This is a genomic window from Paenirhodobacter enshiensis, from assembly GCF_000740785.1.
Classification (GTDB): domain Bacteria; phylum Pseudomonadota; class Alphaproteobacteria; order Rhodobacterales; family Rhodobacteraceae; genus Rhodobacter; species Rhodobacter enshiensis.
Genome location: NZ_JFZB01000014.1, coordinates 29,647 through 53,708, shown reverse-complemented (window position 1 = coordinate 53,708; position 24,062 = coordinate 29,647). Strand labels below are relative to the sequence as shown.

Annotated in this window: 18 protein-coding genes; 9 read left to right on the top strand and 9 right to left on the bottom strand. The window is 67.9% G+C overall.

Going from position 1 to position 24,062, the window contains the following annotated elements; all coding sequences use genetic code 11:
- Positions 1 to 2: 2 nt before the first annotated feature.
- The 7 genes from rseP (at position 3) to lpxB (ending at position 8,045) form a co-directional block, all read left to right on the top strand.
- Complete coding sequence (rseP, locus tag CG50_RS08955; protein WP_036637306.1) at positions 3 to 1,373, top strand: RIP metalloprotease RseP; 1,371 nt, start codon at positions 3 to 5, stop codon at positions 1,371 to 1,373.
- A gap of 160 nt (positions 1,374 to 1,533) precedes the next feature.
- Positions 1,534 to 3,915, top strand: coding sequence for an outer membrane protein assembly factor BamA (gene bamA / locus CG50_RS08950; protein WP_245615653.1), 2,382 nt, complete (start codon positions 1,534 to 1,536; stop codon positions 3,913 to 3,915).
- An 8-nt stretch (positions 3,916 to 3,923) separates the two neighbouring features.
- Positions 3,924 to 4,643, top strand: a complete 720-nt coding sequence (locus CG50_RS08945) for an OmpH family outer membrane protein (RefSeq protein ID WP_051909774.1) — start codon at positions 3,924 to 3,926, stop codon at positions 4,641 to 4,643.
- A gap of 142 nt (positions 4,644 to 4,785) precedes the next feature.
- Positions 4,786 to 5,253: a 3-hydroxyacyl-ACP dehydratase FabZ gene (gene fabZ / locus CG50_RS08940; protein WP_036637304.1), complete on the top strand. Its 468-nt coding sequence runs from the start codon at positions 4,786 to 4,788 to the stop codon at positions 5,251 to 5,253.
- A 31-nt stretch (positions 5,254 to 5,284) separates the two neighbouring features.
- Positions 5,285 to 6,079 (top strand): acyl-ACP--UDP-N-acetylglucosamine O-acyltransferase, encoded by a 795-nt coding sequence (gene lpxA / locus CG50_RS08935; protein WP_036637302.1) that lies wholly within the window; start codon positions 5,285 to 5,287, stop codon positions 6,077 to 6,079.
- Entirely contained in the window at positions 6,076 to 6,894 is an 819-nt protein-coding gene (locus CG50_RS08930; RefSeq protein WP_036637301.1) for an LpxI family protein, read from the top strand. The genes lpxA and CG50_RS08930 overlap by 4 nt, the downstream gene beginning before the upstream one ends.
- Positions 6,891 to 8,045 carry a lipid-A-disaccharide synthase gene (gene lpxB, locus CG50_RS08925; RefSeq protein ID WP_036637299.1) on the top strand — a complete coding sequence of 385 codons (1,155 nt, stop codon included), beginning with the start codon at positions 6,891 to 6,893 and terminating at the stop codon, positions 8,043 to 8,045. The genes CG50_RS08930 and lpxB overlap by 4 nt, the downstream gene beginning before the upstream one ends.
- A gap of 24 nt (positions 8,046 to 8,069) precedes the next feature.
- Here the strand turns inward: lpxB and CG50_RS08920 are convergent, their stop codons facing one another.
- Genes CG50_RS08920 through CG50_RS08910 form a run of 3 tightly spaced genes read right to left on the bottom strand, consistent with a single transcriptional unit; the run spans position 8,070 to position 14,982 of the window.
- Positions 8,070 to 9,062: a transglutaminase family protein gene (locus CG50_RS08920; protein ID WP_081880357.1), complete on the bottom strand. Its 993-nt coding sequence runs from the start codon at positions 9,060 to 9,062 to the stop codon at positions 8,070 to 8,072.
- 8 nt (positions 9,063 to 9,070) lie between these two features.
- The gene (locus CG50_RS08915) at positions 9,071 to 11,515 is read right to left on the bottom strand and encodes a circularly permuted type 2 ATP-grasp protein (protein WP_036637298.1); all 2,445 of its coding nucleotides are present in this window, start codon (positions 11,513 to 11,515) and stop codon (positions 9,071 to 9,073) included.
- A 38-nt stretch (positions 11,516 to 11,553) separates the two neighbouring features.
- Entirely contained in the window at positions 11,554 to 14,982 is a 3,429-nt protein-coding gene (locus CG50_RS08910) for a transglutaminase family protein (protein WP_036637296.1), read from the bottom strand.
- A 283-nt stretch (positions 14,983 to 15,265) separates the two neighbouring features.
- Between CG50_RS08910 and CG50_RS08905 the strand changes: the two genes are divergently transcribed.
- Positions 15,266 to 15,559 (top strand): hypothetical protein, encoded by a 294-nt coding sequence (locus CG50_RS08905; RefSeq protein ID WP_036637294.1) that lies wholly within the window; start codon positions 15,266 to 15,268, stop codon positions 15,557 to 15,559.
- 7 nt (positions 15,560 to 15,566) lie between these two features.
- Here the strand turns inward: CG50_RS08905 and ppk2 are convergent, their stop codons facing one another.
- The 3 genes from ppk2 to CG50_RS08890 form a co-directional block, all read right to left on the bottom strand.
- Entirely contained in the window at positions 15,567 to 16,469 is a 903-nt protein-coding gene (gene ppk2 / locus CG50_RS08900) for a polyphosphate kinase 2 (RefSeq protein ID WP_051909772.1), read from the bottom strand.
- A 277-nt stretch (positions 16,470 to 16,746) separates the two neighbouring features.
- Positions 16,747 to 17,667: a homoserine O-succinyltransferase gene (locus tag CG50_RS08895; RefSeq protein ID WP_036637287.1), complete on the bottom strand. Its 921-nt coding sequence runs from the start codon at positions 17,665 to 17,667 to the stop codon at positions 16,747 to 16,749.
- Positions 17,668 to 17,698: 31 nt separating this feature from the next.
- The gene (locus tag CG50_RS08890) at positions 17,699 to 18,556 is read right to left on the bottom strand and encodes a hypothetical protein (protein WP_036637471.1); all 858 of its coding nucleotides are present in this window, start codon (positions 18,554 to 18,556) and stop codon (positions 17,699 to 17,701) included.
- 240 nt (positions 18,557 to 18,796) lie between these two features.
- Between CG50_RS08890 and guaB the strand changes: the two genes are divergently transcribed.
- Positions 18,797 to 20,245 (top strand): IMP dehydrogenase, encoded by a 1,449-nt coding sequence (gene guaB / locus CG50_RS08885; protein ID WP_036637285.1) that lies wholly within the window; start codon positions 18,797 to 18,799, stop codon positions 20,243 to 20,245.
- Between the two features lie 142 nt (positions 20,246 to 20,387).
- Here the strand turns inward: guaB and CG50_RS08880 are convergent, their stop codons facing one another.
- From CG50_RS08880 to CG50_RS08870, 3 genes are all read right to left on the bottom strand, one after another.
- The gene (locus CG50_RS08880; RefSeq protein ID WP_036637283.1) at positions 20,388 to 21,740 is read right to left on the bottom strand and encodes an NAD(P)/FAD-dependent oxidoreductase; all 1,353 of its coding nucleotides are present in this window, start codon (positions 21,738 to 21,740) and stop codon (positions 20,388 to 20,390) included.
- 118 nt (positions 21,741 to 21,858) lie between these two features.
- A complete protein-coding gene (locus CG50_RS08875) occupies positions 21,859 to 23,190 on the bottom strand; it encodes an NAD(P)/FAD-dependent oxidoreductase (protein ID WP_036637281.1) in 1,332 nt (443 codons plus the stop codon).
- On the bottom strand, positions 23,187 to 24,062 hold the full coding sequence (locus CG50_RS08870; RefSeq protein WP_211248596.1) for an ABC transporter permease: 876 nt from the start codon (positions 24,060 to 24,062) through the stop codon (positions 23,187 to 23,189). The genes CG50_RS08875 and CG50_RS08870 overlap by 4 nt, the downstream gene beginning before the upstream one ends.

Sequence of the window (24,062 nt, the reverse complement as noted above, 5' to 3'; positions counted from 1 at the left end):
CCTTGGACCTGCTTCCCGATTTCGGCAATGTGCTCTACACCGCCGCGGCCTTCGTCGTGGCGCTGTCGATCATCGTCTTCATTCATGAGTTCGGTCATTACATCGTCGGGCGCTGGTCCGGGATCGGGGCCGAGGTATTCTCGCTCGGCTTCGGGCCGGTGCTGGTGTCGCGCGTCGACAGGCGCGGCACGCGCTGGCAGATCGCGGCGATCCCGCTTGGCGGCTATGTGCGGTTCAACGGCGACAGCAACGCCGCCTCGGCCGGGGCCGCCGACGAGGCGGAGCTTGACGCGATGAGCCCCGAGGAGCGCCGGCGCACGCTTGCGGGCGCGCCTCTCTGGGCGCGCTTCGCCACCGTGGCGGCGGGGCCGGTGTTCAACTTCATCCTGTCGGTCGCGATCTTCGCCGGCGCTGTCGCCTGGCAGGGTGTCGCGACCGAAGCGCCGACCGTCGGGCGTCTCGCGACGCTGCCCGAAGGCGAGGGCGCGCTGCAGCCGGGCGACCGGATCCTTGCGCTCGACGGGCATGAGACCCCGGATTATCGCGCCTTCTATGCCGCGCTCGCCGATCTGCCGCCGACGCCCACGGTGCGCTGGAGCATCGAGCGCGACGGCACCGCCCGCGACATCGACGGGCCGCAGCCGATGCCGCCGCTGCTGAGCGGGGTCATGCCGTCCTCGGCCGCGGCGGGGGCAGGGCTGAAGGCGGGTGACGTGATCACCAAAGTCGACGGCGCGCCGATCTGGCGGTTCGAGGATCTGCGATCCCGCGTCGGCGCGAGCGCGGGCGCCCCCCTCGATCTGACGGTGTGGCGTCCGCTTCCCGCGGGGGCGGCGGGCGGCACGGCGGCGACGGGGGCGCAGCTCCTGACGCTGAGCCTGACGCCGAAGCGGATGGACCTGCCCTTGCCCAACGGCGATTTCGAGACCCGCTGGATGATCGGGGCGACTGGCGACATGGCTTTCGCCCCCGAAACCCGCGCGGCCGGCCCGCTTGAGGCGCTGGAGCGCGGCGCGGGTCAGGTGTGGACCATCGTGACCTCCTCGGTCTCGGCGTTCGAGCATATGATCCTCGGCAAGATTTCGTCGTGCAATCTGCATGGCGCGGTGGGCATCGCGCAGGGCTCTGCCGCGGCGGCGCAGGCGGGGGCGATGGATTTCATCTGGTTCATCGGCGTGTTGTCGACGGCGGTGGGGTTTCTGAACCTGTTTCCGGTGCCGGTGCTCGATGGCGGGCATCTGATGTTTTATCTTTGGGAAGCGGTGACGCGCCGCCCGCCGTCGCCGGCGGTGCTGAACGTGCTGACCGCGGCGGGGATGGTGGCGGTTCTGTCGCTGATGCTGTTCGGGCTGTGGAACGACGTGACCTGCTGAGCTTCGCGGCATTTCGCCGGTCCGGCAGCCTGTGCCTGGCTCGGCGCTTTTGACAATCGGCGGCGTTGCCGCTACTCACGGGACAAAGAACTGTCCCAATAGACGGGGTGAGGGAATGACGAAGCGGCGGCAACATGCAGCACCTGCACGGCGGTCGGCCGTGCGTCGTCTGCCGGCGGTGGCGCTGGCACTGACGACGGCGAGCCCTCTGCCCGGGGCGCTGCCCCTGACGGTGGCGGCCGGGATCGCTGCCGGGGCACTGGTTCCCGTCGCCGCGATGGCCGAGGATTTCCGGTTCTCCGCGGTGAAGATCGAGGGCAACAAGCGCATCGAGCCGGCGACGATTCTCGCCTATGCCAAGGTCGCGAAGGGGCAGACGGTCTCGGGCGACCAGCTCAACGATGCCTATCAGCGGCTGGTGGGCTCGGGCCTGTTCGAGACGGTCGACCTGGTGCCGCAGGGCGGCACGCTGGTGATCCGCGTCAAGGAATACCCGATGGTCGGCGTCGTCGCCTTCGAGGGCAACCGCGTGCTCAAGGACGATGCCATCGCCAAGAGCGTCAAGACCAAGCCCAACCACGTGTTTTCGCCCGCTCAGGTCGAGGCCGATGCCAACCTGATCGCCGAGGGCTACACGCAGGCCGGGCGCATCAACGTGCGCGTCGATCCGAAGGTGATCCGGCGCGGCGACGGCCGGGTCGACGTCGCCTTCGAGATCAAGGAAGGCTATACCTCGGAAGTTCACCGCATCAGCTTCACCGGTAATCGCAGCTATTCCGATTTCACCCTGCGTCAGGCGTTGTCGACCAAGCAGGCCGGCATTCTTCACCGGCTGATCCAGAGCGACAATTTCGTCCCCGACCGGCTGGAGCAGGACAAGCAGAACCTGATCGACTTCTATCAGTCGCGCGGCTACCCCGACGCCAAGGTGACGGGGATTTCGTCGGACATGGCGCGGGCGCGCGACGGCTATTTCGTCACCTTCAACATCGAAGAGGGCCAGCAGTATAAGTTCGGCAATATCACGACGGTTTCCGAGGTGCCGGATCTGAACGTCGATGAGTTCGCACCGCTGGCGAAGATCAAGACCGGTTCTGTCTACACGCCGACGGCGATCGACCTCGCGATCACCCGGATGGAGCAGCTGGCGCTGAAGAAAGGCGCGAATTTCGTTCGTGTCGATCCGCGGGTGACCCGCGATCCGGCGACGCAGACCCTGAACGTGCAGTTCGCCCTGGTGCGCGGACCGCGTATCTTCGTCGAACGCATCGACATCAAGGGCAATACCACCACTCTCGATTCGGTGATCCGGCGCGAATTCCGCACCGACGAAGGCGACCCCTTCAACCCGCGCGAGATCCGCAACTCTGCCGACCGGATCCGTGCGCTCGGGTTCTTCAGCAAGGCGGACGTGAACACCAAGCCGGGCACCAACCCCGATCAGGTCGTCGTCGACGTCAATGTCGAGGAACAGCCCACCGGCTCGCTGACGCTCGGTGCGAGCTATGGCGCGGCCTCGGGCTTCGGCGTTCTGGTCGGCGTGCAGGAGGACAACTTCCTCGGCCGCGGTCAGTCGCTCGGCGTGCAGATCGGCACCACCGCGGACAATCAGCAAAGCTCCATCGACTTCGTGGAGCCGTATTTCCTCGGTCGCGATGTCAAGGCGCGGATGCACCTGTGGTATGACACCACAAGCAACGACAATGCCGATTACAATACCCGTATCCAGGGGCTGCAGCCTTCTGTCGAATTCCCGGTGGCCGAGAATTCCCGCCTCGAGGCGCGCTATGCCTATGGCAAGAAGAAGCTGTTCGGCGTCACCGATTATACCGCGGCCAGCGGCACGACGCCGGCGTCGGGCTCTTCTCCGGTGCTGAGCTATGAGCAGAGCCTGGGCGAGCGCACGGCCTCTTCGGTGGGGTATACCTACACTTGGGACACGATGACCACGAACCTCGACCCGCGCTATGGGTATACGTTCAAGTTCGGTCAGGATTATTACGGCCTCGGCGGCGATGTCGACGCGATCAGCACCACCGCGCTTCTGGCGGCGCAGCGCAAGGTGATGCACGAATCCGTCCGCCTGCGCGCCGAGCTGGAGGGGGGCGTGATCACGCCGCGCAGCGGCAGCGACCTGACCATCCTCGACCGGTTCAGCGGTTACGGCAAGGTGCGCGGTTTCGAATCGCATGGCTGGGGCCCGCGCGACGTGGGCGCGCCCAACGGCGATGCGCTCGGCGGTCAGTATTTCTGGGCGCTGCGCACCGAGACCGAATTCCCGATCGGCCTGCCCGAGGAATACGGCATCACCGGCGGTCTGTTCTGGGATACCGGCGCGCTGTGGGGCGTGTCGAGCAGCGAGCGCGCGCTGGCGATGGGGCTCGACGACAGCGACAAGATGCACATCCGTTCGGCGGTCGGCTTCTCGTTCTTCTGGCGCTCGGCGCTCGGTCCGCTGCGGATCGACTTCTCGAAGGCGATCAAGAAGGAAACCTATGACAAGGAGCAGAACTTCGACCTGACGATCTCGACGAAGTTCTGACGACGGCGATGGCACAGCGGGGCGGAACGCGGATCTGGCGGGTGGGCATGGCGGTGCTGCTGTGCCTTGCTGCGCCGGCCGTGGCGCAGCAGGCCACGGCTCAGCCGACCGGCGGGGCTGACGACTATCCGACCGGCGTCGCGCCGGGCTCTGCGGTCGTCGCTGCGCCCCGCGATCCCGGCGATGCGCTGATCCGCCTGCCGAGCCCGGTGCTCACCATCGACTGGGAGCAGCTGTTCGACGGATCACGCTGGGGACAGCGGATCTTGGCCGATATGCAGCGCGATACCGGCGCCCAGAAGGCAGAGAACGATCGCATCGCCGATCAGCTGATTGCCGAGGAACGCGCCCTGACCGAGGCCCGGGGCAAGATCGACGCGGCCACCTTTCAGGCCCGCGCCAAGGAGTTCGACGCCCGCGCGACGAAGATCCGGGCCGAACAGAGCGCCAAGGGCAAGGCGCTCGAACAGCGCTACAACGATGCGCGCAATGCCTTCTTCGGGGCGATGGTGCCGCTGCTCGACGAGGTTCTGCACCGGCGCGGTGCGGTGGTCGTTCTCGACCAGCGCGCGGTGATCCGGGCGCTGCCCGAGGCCGACGTGACCCCGGACATGATCGCGCTCGTCGATGCGCGCATGGGCGAGGGGCCGGCCGACACGGCATCGGCGACGCAGGACAGCGATCCGACGGGCGATCCGGCTCCGGCGCAGGCTCCGGCCTCGCCCTGAGCGCGGCGCCATCCCCTCGGCCCGGCTTGCCAAGGCGCCCCCCGGTTGCTAGCAAGACCCGGAAAGCCCGCGTGCCCCGGCCCGGGCGCTTTGCACATCCCCCGCGCCCCTGTCCGGGCGCCTTGCAGTCCAAGGACATGAGATGACCGAACCCGCTCCTTACAGCTCCGTGGATCTGTCGCTGATCAAGCAGATCCTGCCGCACCGTTACCCGTTCCTGATGATCGACAAGGTGCGCGACATCGTTCCCTTCGAAGGTGGCGTCGGTATCAAGATGGTCACCTCGAACGAGCCGCATTTCCAGGGCCATTTCCCGGAAGAGCCGGTGATGCCGGGCGTGCTGATCGTCGAGGCGATGGCGCAGACCGCGGCGATCGTGGTGGGGGTGTCGACCAATATCATCGGCGGCGACATGCTGACCTATTTCATGGGCATCGACTCGTGCAAGTTCCGCCGCAAGGTGGTGCCGGGCGACATTCTGGAACTGAACGTGAAATGCCTGCGACCGGGCGGCAAGGTGTGGAAATTCCGTGGCGAGGCTACGGTCGACGGCGAGCTTGCCGCCGAGGCCGAGTTCATGGCCATGATGGCCCCGAAGCCCAAGGCCTGAGCTGCACCCCACCGCATCGAGGAGAAGACGCATGTCGATTGATCCGGGTGCCGAGATCCACCCCTCTGCCGTCATCGAGGACGGCGCCACCGTCGCCGCAGGGGTGCGCATCGGACCGTTTTGCCATGTCGGCCCCGAGGTCACGCTTCACGCGGGCGTCGAGCTGAAGTCGCATGTCGTGATCGGCGGCTGGACCGAGGTCGGCGAGGACACGGCGATCTTCCCCTTCGCCTCGATCGGGCAGATCCCGCAGGACCTGAAGTTCAAGGGCGAGCATACCCGCCTGATCATCGGCAAGCGCAACCGCATCCGCGAATACGTGACGATGAACCCCGGAACCGAAGGCGGCGGCGGCGTGACCCGCGTCGGCGACGACGGCCTGTTCATGTCGAGTTGCCACGTCGCCCATGACGTGATCATCGGCGACCGGGTGATTCTGGTGAATTCCGTCGCCATCGCCGGGCATTGCCATATCGAGGACGACGTGATCGTCGGCGGTCTGTCGGGCGTGCATCAGTTCGTGCGCATCGGCAAGGGGGCGATCATCGGTGCGCTGTCGATGGTGGCGGCCGATGTGATCCCGCACGGTCTCGTCGCGGCACCGCGCGCCGGGCTCGAAGGGCTGAACCTCGTCGGGCTGAAGCGCCACGGCGTCAGCCGTGCCGAGATCGGCGCGCTGCGCGAGGCCTACATGGCGCTTTCGGTCGGCAACTTCCGCGAACAGGCCCGCAAGCTCGCCGACGAAGGGACCGACAGCGAAATGGTGCGCGAGGTGCTCGATTTCATCCTCGGGCCGTCGGATCGCAGTTTCCTGGCCCCGAAATGAGCCAGGGCGACATCGCCGCGCCGGACCTTGCGCTGATCGCGGGGACGGGGGCGTTGCCGGCGTTGCTGATGCGCGCGCGCCCTGACATGCTGCTGTGCGAGCTGGAGGGTTTCGCCTCCGGGATCCCGGGGACCGAGCCCTTGCGCTTCAGGGTGGAACGTCTGGTTCCGTTCATGACGGAGCTGACCCGACGCGGCATCCGCAAGGTGTGCTTCGCCGGTGCGATCCGCCGCCCGAAGATCGAACCGGCGAAATTCGATCTGCGCACCGCGCTTCTGGTGCCGCGGATCATGGGTGCGATCCAGCAGGGCGACGATGCGACGCTGCGCGCGGTGATCGCGCTGTTCGAGGAACGCAGGCTGGAGGTCATCGGCGCGGACCATATCGCGCCGGATCTGCTGGGCGGCGAGGGTGTGCTGTGCGGCAAACCCACCGAGACCGACCGCAAGGACATGGCCCGCGCGGCCGAGATCGTCGCCGCTCTCGGCGCGGTCGATGTCGGGCAGGGCGCGGTCGTCGCACGTGGGCTGTGCCTTGCCGTCGAGGCGCTGCCCGGCACCGATGCGATGCTCGATTTCGTCGCCACCACCCGCCCCGAGGCGCATCGCGGCGGCGTGCTGATGAAGGCGCCGAAACCCGGTCAGGACCTGCGTATCGACATGCCGGCCATCGGACCGCGCACCGTCGAGGGGGCTGCGCGTGCGCGCCTGTCGTGCCTGTGCTGGCGCGCGGGCGGGGTGCTGCTGCTCGACCGCGCGGCGGTGATCGCGGCGGCCGAAAAACACGGCATCGCCTTGTGGGGAGTGCAGGCATGAAGGTCTTCCTGATCGCGGGCGAGGCGTCGGGCGACAAGCTCGGCGCGGCGCTGATGGCGGGGCTGAAGTCGCTGGTGCCGGGTGTCGGCTTCGCCGGCGTCGGCGGGCCGCTGATGCAGGCCGAGGGGCTGACCAGCCTGTTCCCGATGGAGGATCTGTCGGTGATGGGGCTGGCCGAGATCTTGCCGAAATATCCGCTGCTGCGCCGCCGGGTGCAGGAAGCGGCCGATGCCGCGATCGCCACCGGGCCGGATGTGCTGATCACCATCGACAGTCCGGATTTCTGCCTGCGCGTCGCGCGCAAGGTCAAGGATGCGCGTCCGGATCTGTTCTGCACCCATTACGTCGCGCCCTCGGTCTGGGCCTGGCGGGCGGGGCGGGCGAAGCGCATGGCACAGGTGATCGATCACGTTCTGGCGCTGTTGCCGTTTGAGCCGCCCTATATGCGCGCGGCGGGCATGAGCTGCGATTTCGTCGGCCATCCGGTGGTGTCCGAACCCCGCGCGACCGGGGCCGAGGCGGCCGCATGGCGCGCCCGCGCCGGTATCGCGGCCGAAGAGAAACTGCTTCTGGTTTTGCCCGGCTCTCGGCGCGGCGAGGTTTCGCGCCTTGCGCCGAAGTTCGGCGAGACGCTCGGGCTGCTGAAGGACCGGGTGGCCGGTCTGCGGGTGGTGTTGCCGACGGTGCGCGGCGTTTCGGACATGGTGCGCGCTGCGGTGGCGGACTGGCCCGTGCCCGCGCTGATCGTCGAGGATCGCTCCGACCGTCTGGCGGCTTTCGCGGCCGCCGATGCGGCGCTTGCCGCTTCGGGCACGGTCAGTCTGGAACTTGCCGCCAATCGCGTGCCGATGGTCATCGGCTATGACGCCAACCGGCTGACCTGGGCCATTGTGTGGCGCATGATGAAGATCGACACGGTGACGCTGGTCAATCTGGTTTCGGAAACCCGTGCGGTGCCGGAATTCCTCGGCCCGGCCTGTCAGCCGGAGGCGATGGCCGATGCGGTGGTCGCGCTGTTTGGCGATGCCGGGGCGCGCGCGGCGCAGATGCAGGCGATGGAGATCACCATGACCCGCCTTGGCGAGGGCGGCGAGGCACCGGGGCTGCGCGCCGCGCGCTCGGTGCTGCGGGCGCTGTCGGGCGGGGCCTGAGCGACCGGGCCGGAGCACGGGCTTTCAGATTTCAGGAGGCACCGCGGCGTCCGGCTCCGCCTGCGTCTCCATGTCGCTTTCGGCGCGGGTCCCGGCCCGCCGCGCGGGCACGCTGCGCACCAGAGGTTGCGCCGTGTCCGGGTCGAGCGGGATCACATCGACCGCCTGATGGCTGTTCTGCCCGCCCGAAGAGCGCAGCACGCCGCGCACCGGGGCGACGTCGGAATAGTCGCGTCCGAAGGCTACGGCGATGTAATCCTCGCCGGCGAACTGGTTATTCGTCGGGTCGAACTCGATCCAGCCGGCATCGCGGCCGACCCAGGCGCGGACCCAGGCGTGCATCGCATCCGCCCCTTCAAGGCGCGGCTGGCCGGGCGGCGGGAAGGTGCGCAGAAACCCCGAGACATAGCCCGCCGGAATGCCGATGCCACGCAGCGCCGCAATCATCACCTGGGTGAAGTCCTGACACACGCCGCGCCGCTTCGCGAAGGCCTCGGCCGGGGCGGTGTCGACGGTGGTGGCTTTCTGATCGAAGGTCATCGTGCCATGCAGGGCCCGGCCGACCGCAACGACCGCCTGCTGTGCGGTGGTGCCGGGCGCGATGGCGGCGCGGGCGAAGGCGGTGGTCTCGGCCATCGGCGCGATGCGCGGGCTTGCGCCGGTGAAATGGTGCGGCGCCCCGGGATCGAGGCCGCGCTCGGCCGCGATTTCCCCCCCGAGATCGCCGAGCGGCACCGACAGATCGAGCGCGCCCGACCCGGCGATCCGCTCGACCCGCGCGGCAAGGCGCACCGACACCGCGTCGATGGGGGCGTGCCAGGCGACGGCGCTCATCTCATTGCCGAAGAAGTCGATGCTGTCGCTGCGCTCGTCGGGCAGCGGATCGAAGGACAGATGGCGCGACAGCACGCGCTGACGCCCGGGCAGGTCATGCGGCAGCAGCCGGACCAGATTGCGGGTATGGTCCGAGGGCGCGGCATAGTCGTAATCTATGATCAGCCGGATGTCGTAAAGCATGGCCTGTCCTAGCGCAGATAGGCGGCGCCGGCGAGGTCGGAAACCCGCGCCAGTTCTCGGCGCAGCTCGTTCAGCCGGCCGGTGTCGATTTCCGAGGGCGCGGCGATCAGGAACGCGCTCTCGAGCGGCACCATCGCGCGGGCGAGCGGCGACAGCCGGCCGTGCTCGGTCGCGCGCGGCAGTTCGGCCACCAGACGGCGCAGCCGCTGGATCTGGAACAGGATCGAGCGCGGGTTGTCGGCATCGAGGGCCAGCAGATCGACCACGGTGTCGCGTGAGGTCTCGACCCGGTAGCGGCGCTGATGGGTGATGACGCTGTCCGCGACCTCGACCGTCAGATCGAGCGAGCCCTCGGGCGCGGCGGGGTCGGCGAAGGTCGCGAGCAGCCCCGCGAGCGCATCGGCCCGTTCGAGCGCCCGCCCGAAGCTGAGGAACCGCCACCCCGAGAAGCGATACATGTTCTCGTGCACGAGGCCCGAGAAGCCGGTGATCTTGCGCACCATCACCGACATCGCCCGCGCCGCGTCGTCGCCCGGCCGCACCGTGCGGGTCATCCGCCGCGCGGTCCGCGCCATGTCGTTCAGTGCGGCCCAGCCATCGGTCGAGAACCGGTCGCGCACCTTGCCGGCACAGCCGCGGGCCCATTCGATGCGGTCGATCAGCGCGCTCGGGAAGGGCTCGTCCACGTCGATGCCATAGCTGTCGAGATAGTCGCCGAGCAGTTGCAGCCGCGCATCCGACGGGTTGTCGGTCTGCGCCAGCCGCAGGTGATAGGCGCGGATCAGCCGGATCGCGTCTTCGGTGCGCTCGACGTAGCGTCCGAGCCAGTAAAGATTGTCGGCCGCCCGCGCCGGCAGCGTGCCGGGCGAGACGCGGCGGAAATCGCCATGGGCGGCCGGAACCAGCGTCTCGGGTTTCACCGGCCGGTCCGAGACCACCCAGACATCGGCGACCGAGCCGCCGCGCTGCATCGCCAGCGCCGTCGCGTCGCCGGTCTTGCCGATCCGGGCATAGCCGCCCTTCATGAAGGTCCAGCCCTCGGGCGTGCGCGCGGCGAAGACCCGCACCGTCATCGGGCGCGGCACCACGCCGCCCGAACGCGTGGCCCCCTCGGCATCGCCGGCGTCCGGGCTTTCGACCCAGGCGGGCGTGGTCGAGAGCGTCACCGCTTCCTGCCCGACGAGGCCCGCCCCCTCGGCCTCCAGCCATTCCTCGATCGAGGCGTGCCCGGTCGAGCGGAATGCGCCGCCGAGCGCCGTCTGCGCCCCGAGATCGAAGGGCAGATCGACGGCATAGGCCGAGCCGATCATCATCCGCGCGGCATTGTCGCGCACATAGGCGCGCTCGGCCGCGCCGCCGCACCACCAGGTCGCGATGTTCGGGATGGCGAGGGGGCGGCCGGTCAGCACCTCGGCGATGCGCGGCAGGAAGGCCATCATCGCCCGCGTTTCCAGCACCCCCGAGCCGAGCGCGTTGACCAGCGCGAGATTGCCGCGCCGCACCGTCTCCATCAGGCCGGGCGTGCCGATATGGCTGTCGGGGTTCAGCTCCAGCGGGTCGGCGAAAGCCGCGTCGATGCGGCGCCACAGCATCCCGATGGGGCGCGGCCCCTCGATGGTGCGCACCATCGCCTGACCGTTTTCGACCAGCAGATCTTCGCCTTCGAGCAGCATCATGCCGAGGTAACGCGCGATATAGGTGTGCTCGTAATAGGTGTCGTTCGACGGGCCGGGCGTCAGAATCGCGGTCGCGCCGCGCTGCCCTGTCGGACTTTGGGCGAGGCGCTCCATCGCGGCGCGGAAGGCGCCGAAGAAGCCGGCCAGCCGGTGAATATGGGCGCGCGGGAAGCGTTCGGGGAAGATCCGCCCCGTCGCCATGCGGTTTTCCAGCGCGAAACCCGCCCCCGAAGGGGCCTGCGTGCGGTCTCCCAGCACCAGCCACGACCCGTCGGGCGAGCGGCCGATCTCGAAGGCGAGGAAATGCAGGTAATGGCCGCCTTTCGGCTCCACCCCGACCATCGGGCGCAGCCACTGGCGCGAGCCCGCGACGAGTTCCGCCGGCAGATGGCCGTCGCGCACCAGACGCTGATCGCCGTAAAGATCGGCGACCACGGCTTCCAGCAGATCTGCGCGTTCAGAAAGGCCCCGGCAGATCCCGGCCCATTCGTCTTCATGCAGGATCACCGGGATATGGCTGAGCGGCCATTCGCGTTCCTGTGTCGGGTCGTTGGAATACTGGCGGAAGAACACGCCGGCATCGCGCAGATACAGATTGCCGCGCTCGAACCGGGCCGAGATTTCGGACGCCGAGAGCAACGAGAACCGCTCGACGAAGCGGCGCCAGACCGGGCGCATCTCTCCGTCGCGGTCGAACAGCTCGTCCGCGACACCGGGCATCAGGCGGTAATCCGCGAACAGGTCCGGTGCGGAGGCGGGAGAAACGGCGTCGGTCATCTGGGTCACTGATCTGGGCCGGGCTGAGGCCCGGCGGATCACATCAGCCCGATCGGTCTGCGAAGGTCAAGGGTCAACGGGAACTCCGGGTGCGGCACTTCGGTCGCGGGGGTGTAGCCGCCCGGGGTATGGCCGAAGGGCTCGAACCGGGCGAGACGGCGCGCCTCGGCCTCGTAGGCATTGACCGGGAAGGTGTCGTAATTGCGCCCGCCCGGGTGCGCTACGCGGTAGGTGCAGCCCGCGATCGCCCGTCCGCTCCAGCTGTCGTAGATGTCGAACACCAGAGGTGCGTTCACCGGCAACGTCGGATGCAGCGCTTCGGGCGGCTGCCAGGCCTTGAAGCGCACGCCCCCCACCGACACGCCCGAGGTCAGCGTGCGCTCCATCGGCACCGGCCGGCGGTTGCACATCACCTTGTAGCGGTCCTGATGCAGCGTCGTCATCTTGACCTGCAGCCGCTCGACCGAGCTGTCGGTATAGCGCACCGTGCCGCCGATCGCGCCGCTCTCGCCCAGCACATGCCAGGGTTCGAGCGCCTGACGGATCTCCAGATGCACGCCCTCGGCCTGGATCTGACCGCAGAACGGGAAGCGGAACTCGGCCTGAGCCTCGAACCACACCGGATCGAACTCGAAGCCATGGTCCTTCAGATCGGCGAGCAGCGACAGCAGATCCTGCCACAGGAAATGCGGCAGCATGAAGCGGTCGTGCAGCACCGTGCCCCAGCGGACCGGGCGCCCCTCGACCGGCGAGGCCCAGCACCGCGCGATCAGCGCCCGGATCAGCAATTGCTGAGCGAGCGACATGCGCGGATGCGGCGGCATCTCGAAACCGCGGAACTCGACGAGCCCGAGACGTCCCGTCGGCCCGTCGGGGGAATACAGCTTGTCGATGCAGATCTCGGAGCGGTGGGTGTTGCCGGTCACGTCGGTCAGCATGTTCCTCAGCAGCCGGTCGACGAGCCAGGGCGGCGGCGCCATGTTCGGGCTGATCTGGCTGAGCGCGATCTCAAGCTCGTAAAGCGTGTCGTGGCGCGCCTCGTCGATACGCGGGGCCTGCGAGGTCGGGCCGATGAACAGGCCGGAGAACAGATAGCTCAGGCACGGATGGCGCTGCCAGATCAGGATCAGTGATTTCAGCAGGTCCGGCCGGCGCAGGAACGGGCTGTCGTTCGGGGTCTCGCCGCCCACGACGACATGGTTGCCTCCGCCGGTGCCGGTGTGACGGCCGTCGATCATGAACTTGTCGGCGCCGAGGCGCGCGGCGCGGGCCTCTTCATAGATCGCCTCGGTGGTGGCGACGCAATCGTCCCAGCTGTGGGCGGGGTGGATGTTGACCTCGATCACGCCCGGATCGGGGGCGACGCGGATCACGTTCAGCCGCGGATCGTGCGGCGGGGAATAGCCCTCGATATGAATGGGCAGGTTCAGATCGGCCGCCGTCGCCTCGGCCGTGGCGATCAGTTCGAGGTAATCTTCCAGCGTGTCGCAGGGCGGCATGAACAGGCACAGGCGGCCGTCGCGCGGCTCGATCGCGATGGCGGTGCGCACCCAGCCCGCCGCCGGGTCGATCCCCGGGCCGAGGTCGTCGTCCTGCGCCTGATAGCGCTGGCGCGGAGTATCGGCATGGCCGGGGACGAAGCCCTGAACATGGCCCTCGCTGATGGGGGGCATCATCTCGGTGCGCTCGGCATCCTCGCGGGCGAGGCGGTCGATCTCGGCCTGAATCTTGTTCCGGCGCGCCATCATCTCCTGATAGTTCGGCAAGGGGCGCAGTTGCTGTGTCGGGTCGGCGGGGTAGTTGTAGGGATACTGCGCCGGCGCGATCCACGGCAGCGCGTTCAGCGGCAGACGGAAACCCACCGGGCTGTCGCCGGGGATCAGGAAGATATGCCCGCGGCGCGGCTTCCACAGCTCGGAACGCCATTTCGACGGCTTGTCCGCCGCCTGCCACCAGCGCCGGATCGGCAGCACATAGCCCGAGGGCTCGGTCAGGCCATGGTTGAAGACTTTCGCGTAACGTGCGCGATCTTCAGGGTTTTTCAGTTTCGAGTTTTCCGGCGTGACGTTCGGCGGGAGGTTCGCCTCCTTCAGGATCCACTCTGCCGGGTCTTCATAGGCGGGCTGGGCGAAGACCGCATCGAGACCGAGTTTCGTCGCGAAACTGCCCAGGAAGCGACCGGCGTCCTCGGGCGTCGCCTTGTGCGGATCGGTTTCCTTCGCGATCAGGTTCGGGTCGGTCCAGACCGGCTTGCCGTCGCGGCGCCAGTAGAGCGAGAAGGTCCAGCGCGGCAGGCTCTCGCCCGGATACCACTTGCCCTGACCGTAATGCAGGAAGCCGCCGGGTGCGAAGCGCGCCTGAAGCCTGCGGATCAGCGTATCGGCGAGGCCGCGTTTCTGCGGGCCGACCGCGGCTGTGTTCCATTCGTCCGACTGGAAATCGTCGACCGAGACGAAGGTGGGCTCGCCGCCCATGGTCAGGCGCACGTCGCCCGCCTTCAGGCTGGCATCGACCTTGCGGCCGAGCGCGTTCAGCCGATCCCACGCCTCGTCCGAGAACGGCCGGGTGATGCGCGGGTGTTCCGCCACGCGGCGGATCTGCATGTCGAATTCGAAGTCGGTCTTGACCTCGCCGGTCGCGGTGAAGCCGCCGACGATGGGTGCGGCATTGCGGTAATGCGGCGTCGCGGCGAGCGGGATGTGGCTTTCGCCGGTCAGCAGGCCCGAGGTCGGATCGAGCCCGACCCAGCCCGCGCCGGGCAGGAACACCTCGCACCAGGCGTGCAGGTCGGTGAAGTCGTGATCGGTGCCGGACGGGCCGTCGAGCGCCTGAACATCCGGTTTCAGCTGGATCAGGTAGCCCGAGACGAAGCGCGCGGCAAAGCCCAGATGGCGCAGCGCCTGCACCAGAAGCCAGCTGGAATCGCGGCACGAGCCGGAGGCGAGGGAGAGCGTCTCTTCGGGCGTCTGCACGCCCGGCTCCATGCGGATGGTGTAATTGACGGCCTGCGACACCTGCCGGTTCAGCCCGACGAGGAAATCGACGGTGCGCTCGGGCGTGCGGTCGACGGTGGCGAGGAAGGCCTGAAGCTCGGGGCCGGCGGGCTCGGGGGTGCGGTAGATCACCAGATCGTCGCGCAGATCCTCGGGGTAGTCGAAGGGCCAGGTCTCGGCGCTTTCCTCGACGAAGAAGTCGAACGGGTTGTAGACCGTCATGTCGGCGACCAGATCGACCTCGATCTTGAACTCGGTCACCGGCTCGGGGAAGACGAAGCGCGCCAGCCAGTTGCCGTAAGGGTCCTGCTGGTGGTTCACGAAATGCCCGCCGGGCGAGACCTTGAGGCTGTGCGAGATCACCCGTGTGCGCGAATGCGGTGCCGGGCGCAGCCGGATGATCTGCGGGCCGAGCATCACCGGCTTGTCGTATTTGTAATGGGTGAGATGATAAATGGATGCGTAAATCGCCATGACGCCTTCCTGCTTCGACTTGCCCCCAGATTAGGCAGCCGCTGCAGGTGTGGGCATCTTAAAACTGCGATTGCGACGAAGATCACGGCAGGTGGCGACAGGGACGCCTGAAAAATGGGCATGTGATGCCGGGCAAGGGCGGAAATCCGCCCGTGCCTCGGCCGGGGACCGCCGGTGCGAAGAGGCGAGCGTGGCCGGTGCGGTTGGCGAGACGCCCGGTTTCTGGCACGATACAGCTGGCCCGCCGAAGACGGGCGCAACCTGTGGGCGAAAAGAGGGCTGCATGAGCGAGGCACAGGCGATTACCGACGACGAGCTGGAGATGATCCGGCGCCAGCTGCGGGGCGTGAAGGTGGTCGACGTGCGTCAGGTCGGCGGCGATGACACGGTTGGCGTGCTGCTCGCCGAAAAGTTGCGCGCGCAGGGGTTCGAGACCGGGCTGAGCCATGTCGAGCGCATCGTGCCGAGCCCGCTGCGCCGCATCGGGATCCGGTTCCGCGGCGACCGCGCCGAGATCACCCTGACCCCGGAGGTGCGTCCGAACGCGCTTTCGCCGCTCGGACGCGTGCCGCTGTGAGCCGCGCTCAGCGGTCGAGCATATCCGGACCGTCGCAGATCTTGTCGTCGATTTCGCCGATCGCGGTCTTGTCCTTGCGGGCATAATCTACGGCGGTGAGCACGGTCTGGATCGCCGCGATGCGGGCGCGCATCTTGTCGTCGGAGCGGATCACCGTCCAGGGCGCGGTTTTCGTATGCGATCGCTCGATGGTTTCGCGGATCGCTGCGCTGTAGTCGTCCCAGCGGTCGAGGCCGTCGACATCGACCTTGCTCAGCTTCCATTGCTTGAGCGGGTCGCGCTCGCGGTCGAGGAAGCGCTTTAGCTGTTCGGCACGGTCGACCGAGAGCCAGAGTTTGATCAGGATCAGCCCGTCCTTGACCAGCATCTTCTCGAAATCCGGAACCTGGTCGAAGAAGCGGGCGCGCTGGTCGGGGGTGCAGAAGCCGAAGACGTGCTCGACCACGCCGCGGTTATACCACGAGCGGTCGAACATCGCGATCTCGCCGGCGCCCGGAAGCTGGTCGACGTAACGCTGGAAATACCATTGCGTGGCTTCGCGCTCGTCGGGTTTCGACAGCGCCACCACATAGGCCGAGCGCGGGTTCAGGTTCTCGCGCAGACGGTCGATGGTGCCGCCCTTGCCGGCGGCGTCGCGCCCCTCGAAGACGACGGCGAGGCGTTTGCCGGTCGCCTTCAGATCCCACAGCATCTTGACCAGCTCGACCTGCAGCGCGGCCATGTGGGATTCGTAATCCTTTTTTTTCATCTCTTCCCGGTAAGGGTAAGATTTCGAAAGGATTTCGTCTTTCTTCGCGGTCAGGATCGCAGTGCGGACATGGGCGGGCGCGGCGGTTTCGAGATAGCGGGTGATCGCGCCGACGAAGGGGATGGGCTCGGCTTGTGCGGGGGGGGCGTCGGTCTTGCCCATGCGTCGGCTCCTCTGGTGGGACGGTCCGACTATAGGCCGGCGGGAGAGAGGCGCAAGGGATCGGGTGCCCGCAGGGGTGCGCAGGGGGGAATGGCGCAGGGGGCTCTGCCCCCGTCCGGCTGCGCCGGACTCCCCCGGGATATTTTCGGAAAGATGAAAGGAAAAAGGGCGGCACCGTCTGGTTTCGGGCGGAGCGGCCGGCGCTGCGACAAGGCAGCGCCGGCCCCGGCAAGAGCGCGGACGCCTTGCCGAAAGCCCGGTGCGGGCGGCTGCCCGCTCAGCGGCCGATCTGCGCCATGTCGTAGGGCGTGCCCTGATAGATCTCGTTGATCCAGTTGCCGAACAGCAGATGCGCATGGCTGCGCCAGCGGTTCGAGGGCTTCCGGGTCGGATCGTCGTCGGGGTAGTAGTTCTTCGGCACGTTGATCGTCTTTCCGGCCGCGATGTCGCGGTCGTATTCCTCTTTCAGCGTGCCGGAATCGTATTCGAAATGGTTGAACACGTAGAGCGCGCGGTGGCTTTCGTCCTCGACGAGGCAGGGGCCGGTCTCGGGCGAGGAGATCAGGGTTTTCAGCCCCGCCGCCTCAATCTCGTCGCGGTGCATCTCGGTCCAGCGGCTGACCGGGACCAGAACCTCGTCGGAGAAGCCGCGCAGATAGGGCGAGGTGGGGGCGAGGTTCTCGTGGCGGAAGCAGCCGAAGGCCTTGTGCTCCAGCAGGTGTTTCTGGATGCCGTGGAAATGATAGGCCATCGCCATGCCGCCCCAGCACACGCCGAAGGTGGAATAGACGTGGCTTTGCGTCCAGTCGAAGATCCGGCTCAGCTCGTCCCAATAGGTGACCTCGGCGAAGTCGATCTTCTCGATCGGGGCGCCGGTCACGATGAGGCCGTCGAATTTCTCGCCCGAGGCCTCGACCTCCTCGAAGGGGCGATAGAACTCCTCCATGTGCTCGGCGGCGGTGTTCTTGGTCTGGTGCGAGGTGATGCGGATCAGCTGGAAGTCGATCTGCAGGGGCGTCGCGCCGATCAGCCGGGCGAACTGGTTCTCGGTCTGGATCTTCTTCGGCATCAGGTTCAGCAGCGCGATGCGCAGCGGGCGGATGTCCTGTGTCGCGGCGCGGCCGGGGCTCATCACCATGACGCCTTCCCGCGACAGGATGTCGAAGGCCGGAAGCGTCTGGGGCAGGGTGATGGGCATTGGAACTCTCCGTTTTCCCGATGTCGGGCAGTCAGGCGGGCAGGGCCGCCGCGATCAGTGATGTAAAGTCTTTCTCGTCCCGAACAAGGGCGACGTCCTCGGCGCGCACCGAGACGCCCCAGTTGCGCGCCATGGCCGCATAGCGCGGCTGGCGGTGGTCGAGCGCCTGGCGATAGGTCCAGCGCACGAAATCGTCGGGGTCGACCCGGGTCTCGCTCAGGCCGCGTTCGGCACGGTAGCCCTCCCACATCCGGGCGAGGAAGCCGGGCTGGTAATACATCGGCTTCGGCGCGCGGTCGAAGCGGCGCACCAGTTCGTCGGTATGGGCCTCCGAGCCCTCGATCCAGACCATCAGCAGGTCTTCGGAGAGGCGCGTCAGGATCGGATCGGCGGGATCGTCCGGATCGACCACCTCGCAGATCGAGCCGCCGGAATCGCACACGAAATGCGGCAGGTCGTAGATCGCGCCGGCGCGTTCGATGAACGGGCGGGTGTCGCGCAGCGCGGCCTTCTCGGCCTCGCGGTGCTGATCCTGCCGGCGCTGGTATTCGCCGAAGGCCAGACCGCCCTTGTCCGGATCGCCGGGCTTGCCGAGATAGGTCGAGAGCGGCGCGAGATTGTCGAAGGTGATGTTCGAGGCGATGTAGACCGAATCCGACATCAGCAGCTCGCGCAGGAAGGGGACTTTCATCGCCTCGCGCTTGAAGTTGTCGGCGATGTGCTCGCCCATGTAGCGGGTGCCGATGCGGTAATCGACCGAGTAGTGGAACCATCCTTCGCCGCCCGCGCGCAGCATCGAGGCGAGGTAGGTCTTGCCCAGCCCCGACATGCCGAACAGCAGCACGCGCCTGCGTGTCGCCGCAAGCCAGTCCGCGCGATTGTAGATCATTGCCGCCATTCCCTGTCCGCCGGTGTCCGGGTGTGCTTGCCCCGGGGTGTTTTCCTGCGGTTCGTTTAACGCCTGCGCGCGGGGACGTCACGGGGTTTCGGGCCCGCGCCCGGTTCCGCCCCCGTGACGGAGAGATGAAGTTTTTCGTGGCTTTTCACGTTTCGCACGGCTTTGGGCTTGCATCCTTGGCGCGGGCGTGAAACAGGGGCTTGCCAAACGTTACCTGCCACGGAGATTACGATGCAGATTCGTGAGGCCCTCACCTTCGACGATGTTCTTCTTGTTCCGGCGGCATCCTCCGTCCTGCCTGCGCAGGCCGATGTTTCCACCTGGGTCACCCGTTCGATCCGGCTGAACATCCCGCTGCTCTCCTCGGCGATGGATACCGTGACGGAATCGCGCATGGCGATCGCCATGGCACAGGCCGGCGGTCTCGGGGTGATCCACCGCAACCTCACCGTCGCCCAGCAGGCCGAGGAAGTCAGCCGGGTGAAGCGCTTCGAATCGGGCATCGTGTTCAACCCGATCACCCTGACCCCGGATCAGACGCTCGCCGACGCGAAGGCGCTGGTCGAGAAATACAACGTCTCGGGCTTCCCGGTGGTGGGCGAGGGCGGCCGTGTCGTCGGCATCGTCACCAACCGCGACATGCGCTTCGCCACCGATGACAAGACCCCGGTGCGCGCTCTGATGACCTCGGAGAACCTCGCCATCCTGCACGAGCCGGCCGATCGCGACGAGGCGATGCAGCTGATGAAGGCGCGCCGGATCGAGAAGCTGCTCGTCGTCGACGAGAACAACAAGCTGACCGGTCTCCTGACGCTGAAGGACAACGAGAAGGCGGTTCTGAACCCGCTCGCCACCAAGGATGCCAAGGGCCGTCTGCGCGCCGCTGCGGCCTCGACGGTGGGCGATGCCGGGTTCGAGCGTTCCTGCGCGCTGATCGACGCGGGCTGCGATCTGATCGTGATCGACACCGCGCATGGCCATTCCGAGGGCGTGGGCCGTGCCGTGGCGCAGATCAAGGCTTATCGCGAGGACGTGCAGGTCTGCGCCGGCAACGTCGCGACCGCGGCCGCTACCCGCGCGCTGATCGACGCCGGTGCCGATGCGATCAAGGTCGGTATCGGGCCGGGCTCGATCTGCACCACCCGTATCGTCGCGGGCGTGGGCGTGCCGCAGCTGACCGCGATCATGGATGCCTGCTCGGGGGCGGGCGACGTTCCGGTGATCGCCGATGGCGGCATCAAGTTCTCGGGCGATTTCGCCAAGGCCATCGCGGCGGGCGCGAGCTGCGCGATGGTGGGTTCGGCCATCGCCGGCACCGATGAGGCGCCGGGCGAAGTGATCCTGTATCAGGGCCGCTCCTACAAGTCGTATCGCGGGATGGGCTCGCTCGGCGCGATGGCGCGCGGCTCGGCCGACCGGTATTTCCAGAAGGACGCCGCGGCCGACAAGCTGGTCCCCGAGGGCATCGAGGGTCAGGTTCCCTACAAGGGCGCCGTGGGGGCCGTGCTGCACCAGATGGTCGGCGGTCTGCGCGCCTCGATGGGCTATACCGGCAACGGCACCATCGCCCAGATGCGCGGCGGCTGCGAGTTCGTGCGCATCAGCGGCGCGGGCCTGAAGGAAAGCCACGTCCATGACGTGCAGATCACCCGCGAAAGCCCGAACTACCGCATCGGCTGATCGGCCCGCGGCTTCGGCCTGACCCACGGCTTCGGCCTGAAACGACAGCCCCCGGAAGGACCGATGTCCTTCCGGGGGTTTCGTTTTGTCCTGTGCCGAGTGTGTGTGCGCGCGCGCGCCCCGTCCGGGGCGCGCCCCCGGCTCAGCGTGTGGTGATGCCGATCATCGGGGCGATCTTGCTGCCGTCGGTGAAGCGCGACAGACGGAACGGCGTCGGGTCGACGATGGGCGCGTGCCCCGAGACCAGATCCGCCGCAAGCCGCCCCGCCGCCGGCCCGAGGCCGAACCCGTGCCCCGAGAAGCCGGTCGCGATGTAAAGCCCCGGCACGCCGTTCTTCACCCCCTCGGTCGCCGAGATCGCCGGGATCACGTCGGGCAGAACGTCGATTTCGCCCGCCCAGCAATGCGCGACCGAGGCCGCGCCGAACACCGGATAGGCGGCCTTGAGCGCGGCGAGCATCCGATCCGCCGCCTTGCGGTCGGGGACGGGATCGAGAATGCGGGTGTCCTCGAACGGCGTGCGGTCGGCAGGCCCCCAGCGGCGGCGCCGGCTCAGCCCTTCGAGGGTCTGGCGCCCGACCGTCATCTTCAGCCCGCGCCACTCGTTCTTCAGCGTCGGCAGAAAGGCCCCGAACAGGCGGAAGCTGTCGGGCGTGATCTCGCACCGGCCGGTGTCGGCGCCGGCGATGGTATAGCCGCCATCGGCACGCCGGCGCGCGGTGAAGGTCTTGTATTTTATCGTGCCCTCCGGCCCCTCGGGGATCGGGGTGGTGCGGATCACCGTGCTGGTGGTGCGCAGCTGCGGCAGATAGATCCCCATGTTGTCGAGGAACATCCGCGACCAGGCACCGCCCGCGAGCAGCACCGCCGAACAGGCGATCTTGCCATGCTCCGTCACCACGCCCGAGACGCGGCCCCCGGCGGTCTCGATCACCCGCACGGCGCAGTTCTGATGCACGGTGCCGCCGCGCTCCTGAAAGGCGCGGGCGACGGCGGGGGCGGCCTTTTGCGGCTCCGCCCGGCCGTCGGCGGGGTTGTACATCGCCCCCTTGATGTCGAGGCTCAGCCCCGGGAAGCGCGACAGAGCCTCGGAGGCCGAGATCATCTTCGCCGGGATCTGATACTTGTTCTGCTCGGCCACCGAGACCTCGGCATCCGCCATCTCGGCGTCCGAGGCGAGGGTGTAGGTGATGCCGCACTGCTTGTAGCCGGTATCGGCGCCGAGGCGCGCATCGAGGCCCTGCCACATCCGCACCGCCTCGACCATCAGCGGCATCTCGCGCGGGTCGCGGTGCGACAGCCGCACCCAGCCCCAGTTGCGGCTGGACTGTTCGGCGCCGACCTCGCCCTTCTCGCACAAGGCGACCTTCAGCCCGCGTTCGGCGAGTTCGAGCGCGGCGCAGGTGCCCGCGATGCCGCCGCCGATGACCACGACATCCACGGATGCCGGCAAGGCGGTGTCACTGATGACCGGTTCGAGTTTCGGTCCTGGCATGACCTGTCTCCTGTCGTTTCGGGCCGGGGGAGCGTGCCCGCCGGGCCTCGGGATGAGGCATCGTCCCGGATCCCCGCGTCATGCGTGGCGGGGGGCGATGTCATATGTCGGTGTCGCCTCAGGCGTGAGGCGGCAGGGGCGCGCGCTGGATCAGTGCGCGCAGATCGTCGCGCAGCCGGTAGCCCCTAAGCGCGAGCTGCGGCGCGAAGCGCATGTAGGCGGGCTGGGCCGAGAGCGGTTCGAGGCGCAGCGACAGATCGGCCTCGGGCACTCCGAGCGCCCATTCGCAGAGCACCCCGCCGAGCATAGAGCCCGTCGGCACGCCGCGCCCGGAAAGCCCGGTCATCGCGACGACACCGGGCGCGAGGCCATAGAGCCGCGGCACGGTCAGGCGCTGCATGTCGAGCTCGCCGAACCAGAAGAATTGCCAGTCCAGCTCCTCGCGGATCCCGGGGTGCAGCCATTTCAGCCGCTCGCTCAGCACCTGGCGGGTATAGGCGGGATCGCGTCCGCGCCGGCCCATCGGGAACATCGAGGCGACGATGCGGTTCTCGCGGTTGTATTTGTAGACATAGATGTCGCCGCGCCCGTCCTGGATGGTGGTGCGGCGCGGCAGGCAGGCGGCCTGGCTTTCGGCCGAAAGTGGCTGCGTCGCGGCGACGAAGACGCGCATGATGCGGAAGGTGTCCTCGAGTTTCGGCCAGCCCGCGACGGTATAGGCGCCGGTGGTGAAGATCACCTTCTCGGCGAGCACCTCGCCCGCGTCGGTGCGCACCGACCATTTGCCGTCGCGCTTTTCGCAGCCGGTGACGCCCGAGCGGGTGAAGATCCGCCCGCCCTCGGCCAGCACCGCCCGGCCGAGGCCGCGGGCATAGCCGAGCGCATTGAGCCCGCCCGCCTCTTCATGCAGCCACCCGCCGTAGAAGCGCGGAGAGCCGGTGATCGCCTCGGTCTCGGCGCGGTCGAGCATCCGGGTGCGGGCACCAACCGCGTTGTAGGCGGCGGCGCGCGCCTCCATCACCTTCATGTGGCCCGGGAACAGCGCGCCCTGAACGTAGCCGTTCTGCTCCCATTCGCAGTCGATGCCGTAGCGGGCGATCATCTCGCCCACCTTGTCATTCGCGCGGGTCTGGCGGTGGATCAGCCGCTCGGCCCAGGGTTCGCCGAGCACGCGGCGCAGATCGGGCAGGCTGTAATGGGTGAAGGTCGGCGTGCAGTGGCCGGCATTGCGCCCCGAACCGCCGAAGCCGATCTCCATCCGTTCGAGCAAGATGACCGACACCCCCTGCCGCGCCAGTTCGAGCGCCGTGGTCAGCCCGGCATAGCCCGCGCCGACGATGCAGACATCGGCGCGTTCGGTGCCGCGCAGCATGTCGGTTTCGGGCGCGGGGGCGGCGGTCGCATACCACAGCGTCGTCTCGAACGGCGAGAAGCGGGGGGCGGCGGTCATTTCAGGTCGGTCCGGCTGTCGAAGGCGTCGCGCAGCCCGTCGCCGATGAAGTTGAACCCGGTCACCGCCATGGTGATCGCGATCCCCGGCACCAGCGCCAGCCACGGCGCCGATTGCAGATATTGCTGCGCACCGTTGAGCATGTTGCCCCAGCTCGGCAGGGGCGGCTGGATGCCGTAGCCGAGGAAGGAGATATAGGCCTCGAGCAGGATCGCACGGGCAACCGTCAGGGTAGCGGCGACGATGATCGGGCCGATGGCGTTGGGCAGAAGCTCGCGGAACATGATCCAGCGGCCGGACAGACCGAGCATCCGCGCCGCCTGCACGAAGTCGCGGTCGCGCAGCGATTTCACCTCGGCCTCGACGATGCGGGCGACTTCCATCCAGCTGGTGGCCGAGATGATCAGCGCGATCATCACCGGACCGGGCTTGATGAACGCGGCGAGCACCAGCATCAGGAACACCGAGGGGAAGGACAGGAAGGCATCGACGACGCGCATCATCACCGCCGCGACCCGGCCGCCGTAGTAGCCCGACACGACGCCCACCACCGCGCCGATGCAGGTGGCGATCACCATCACCGCGAAGCCGATGGCCATCGAGACCTGACCGGCATGGAACAGCCGTGCCGCCAGATCGCGGCCGAGCGGGTCGGTGCCGAAGATATGCGTGCCGGTTCCGGGCGGTGCGAACCGGGCGCGCAGGTCGATGTAAAGCTCATCATAGGGCAGCAGATGCGGACCGATGAAACACGCCGCCGTCAGCACCAGCACCATCGCCAGACCGAGCATGGCGAGCTTGTGGCCGAGGAAACGGCGCAGTGCGCGCGAACGGATGAAGGGGCGGGGCGGCAGGGCCGCGGTCTCTGTCAT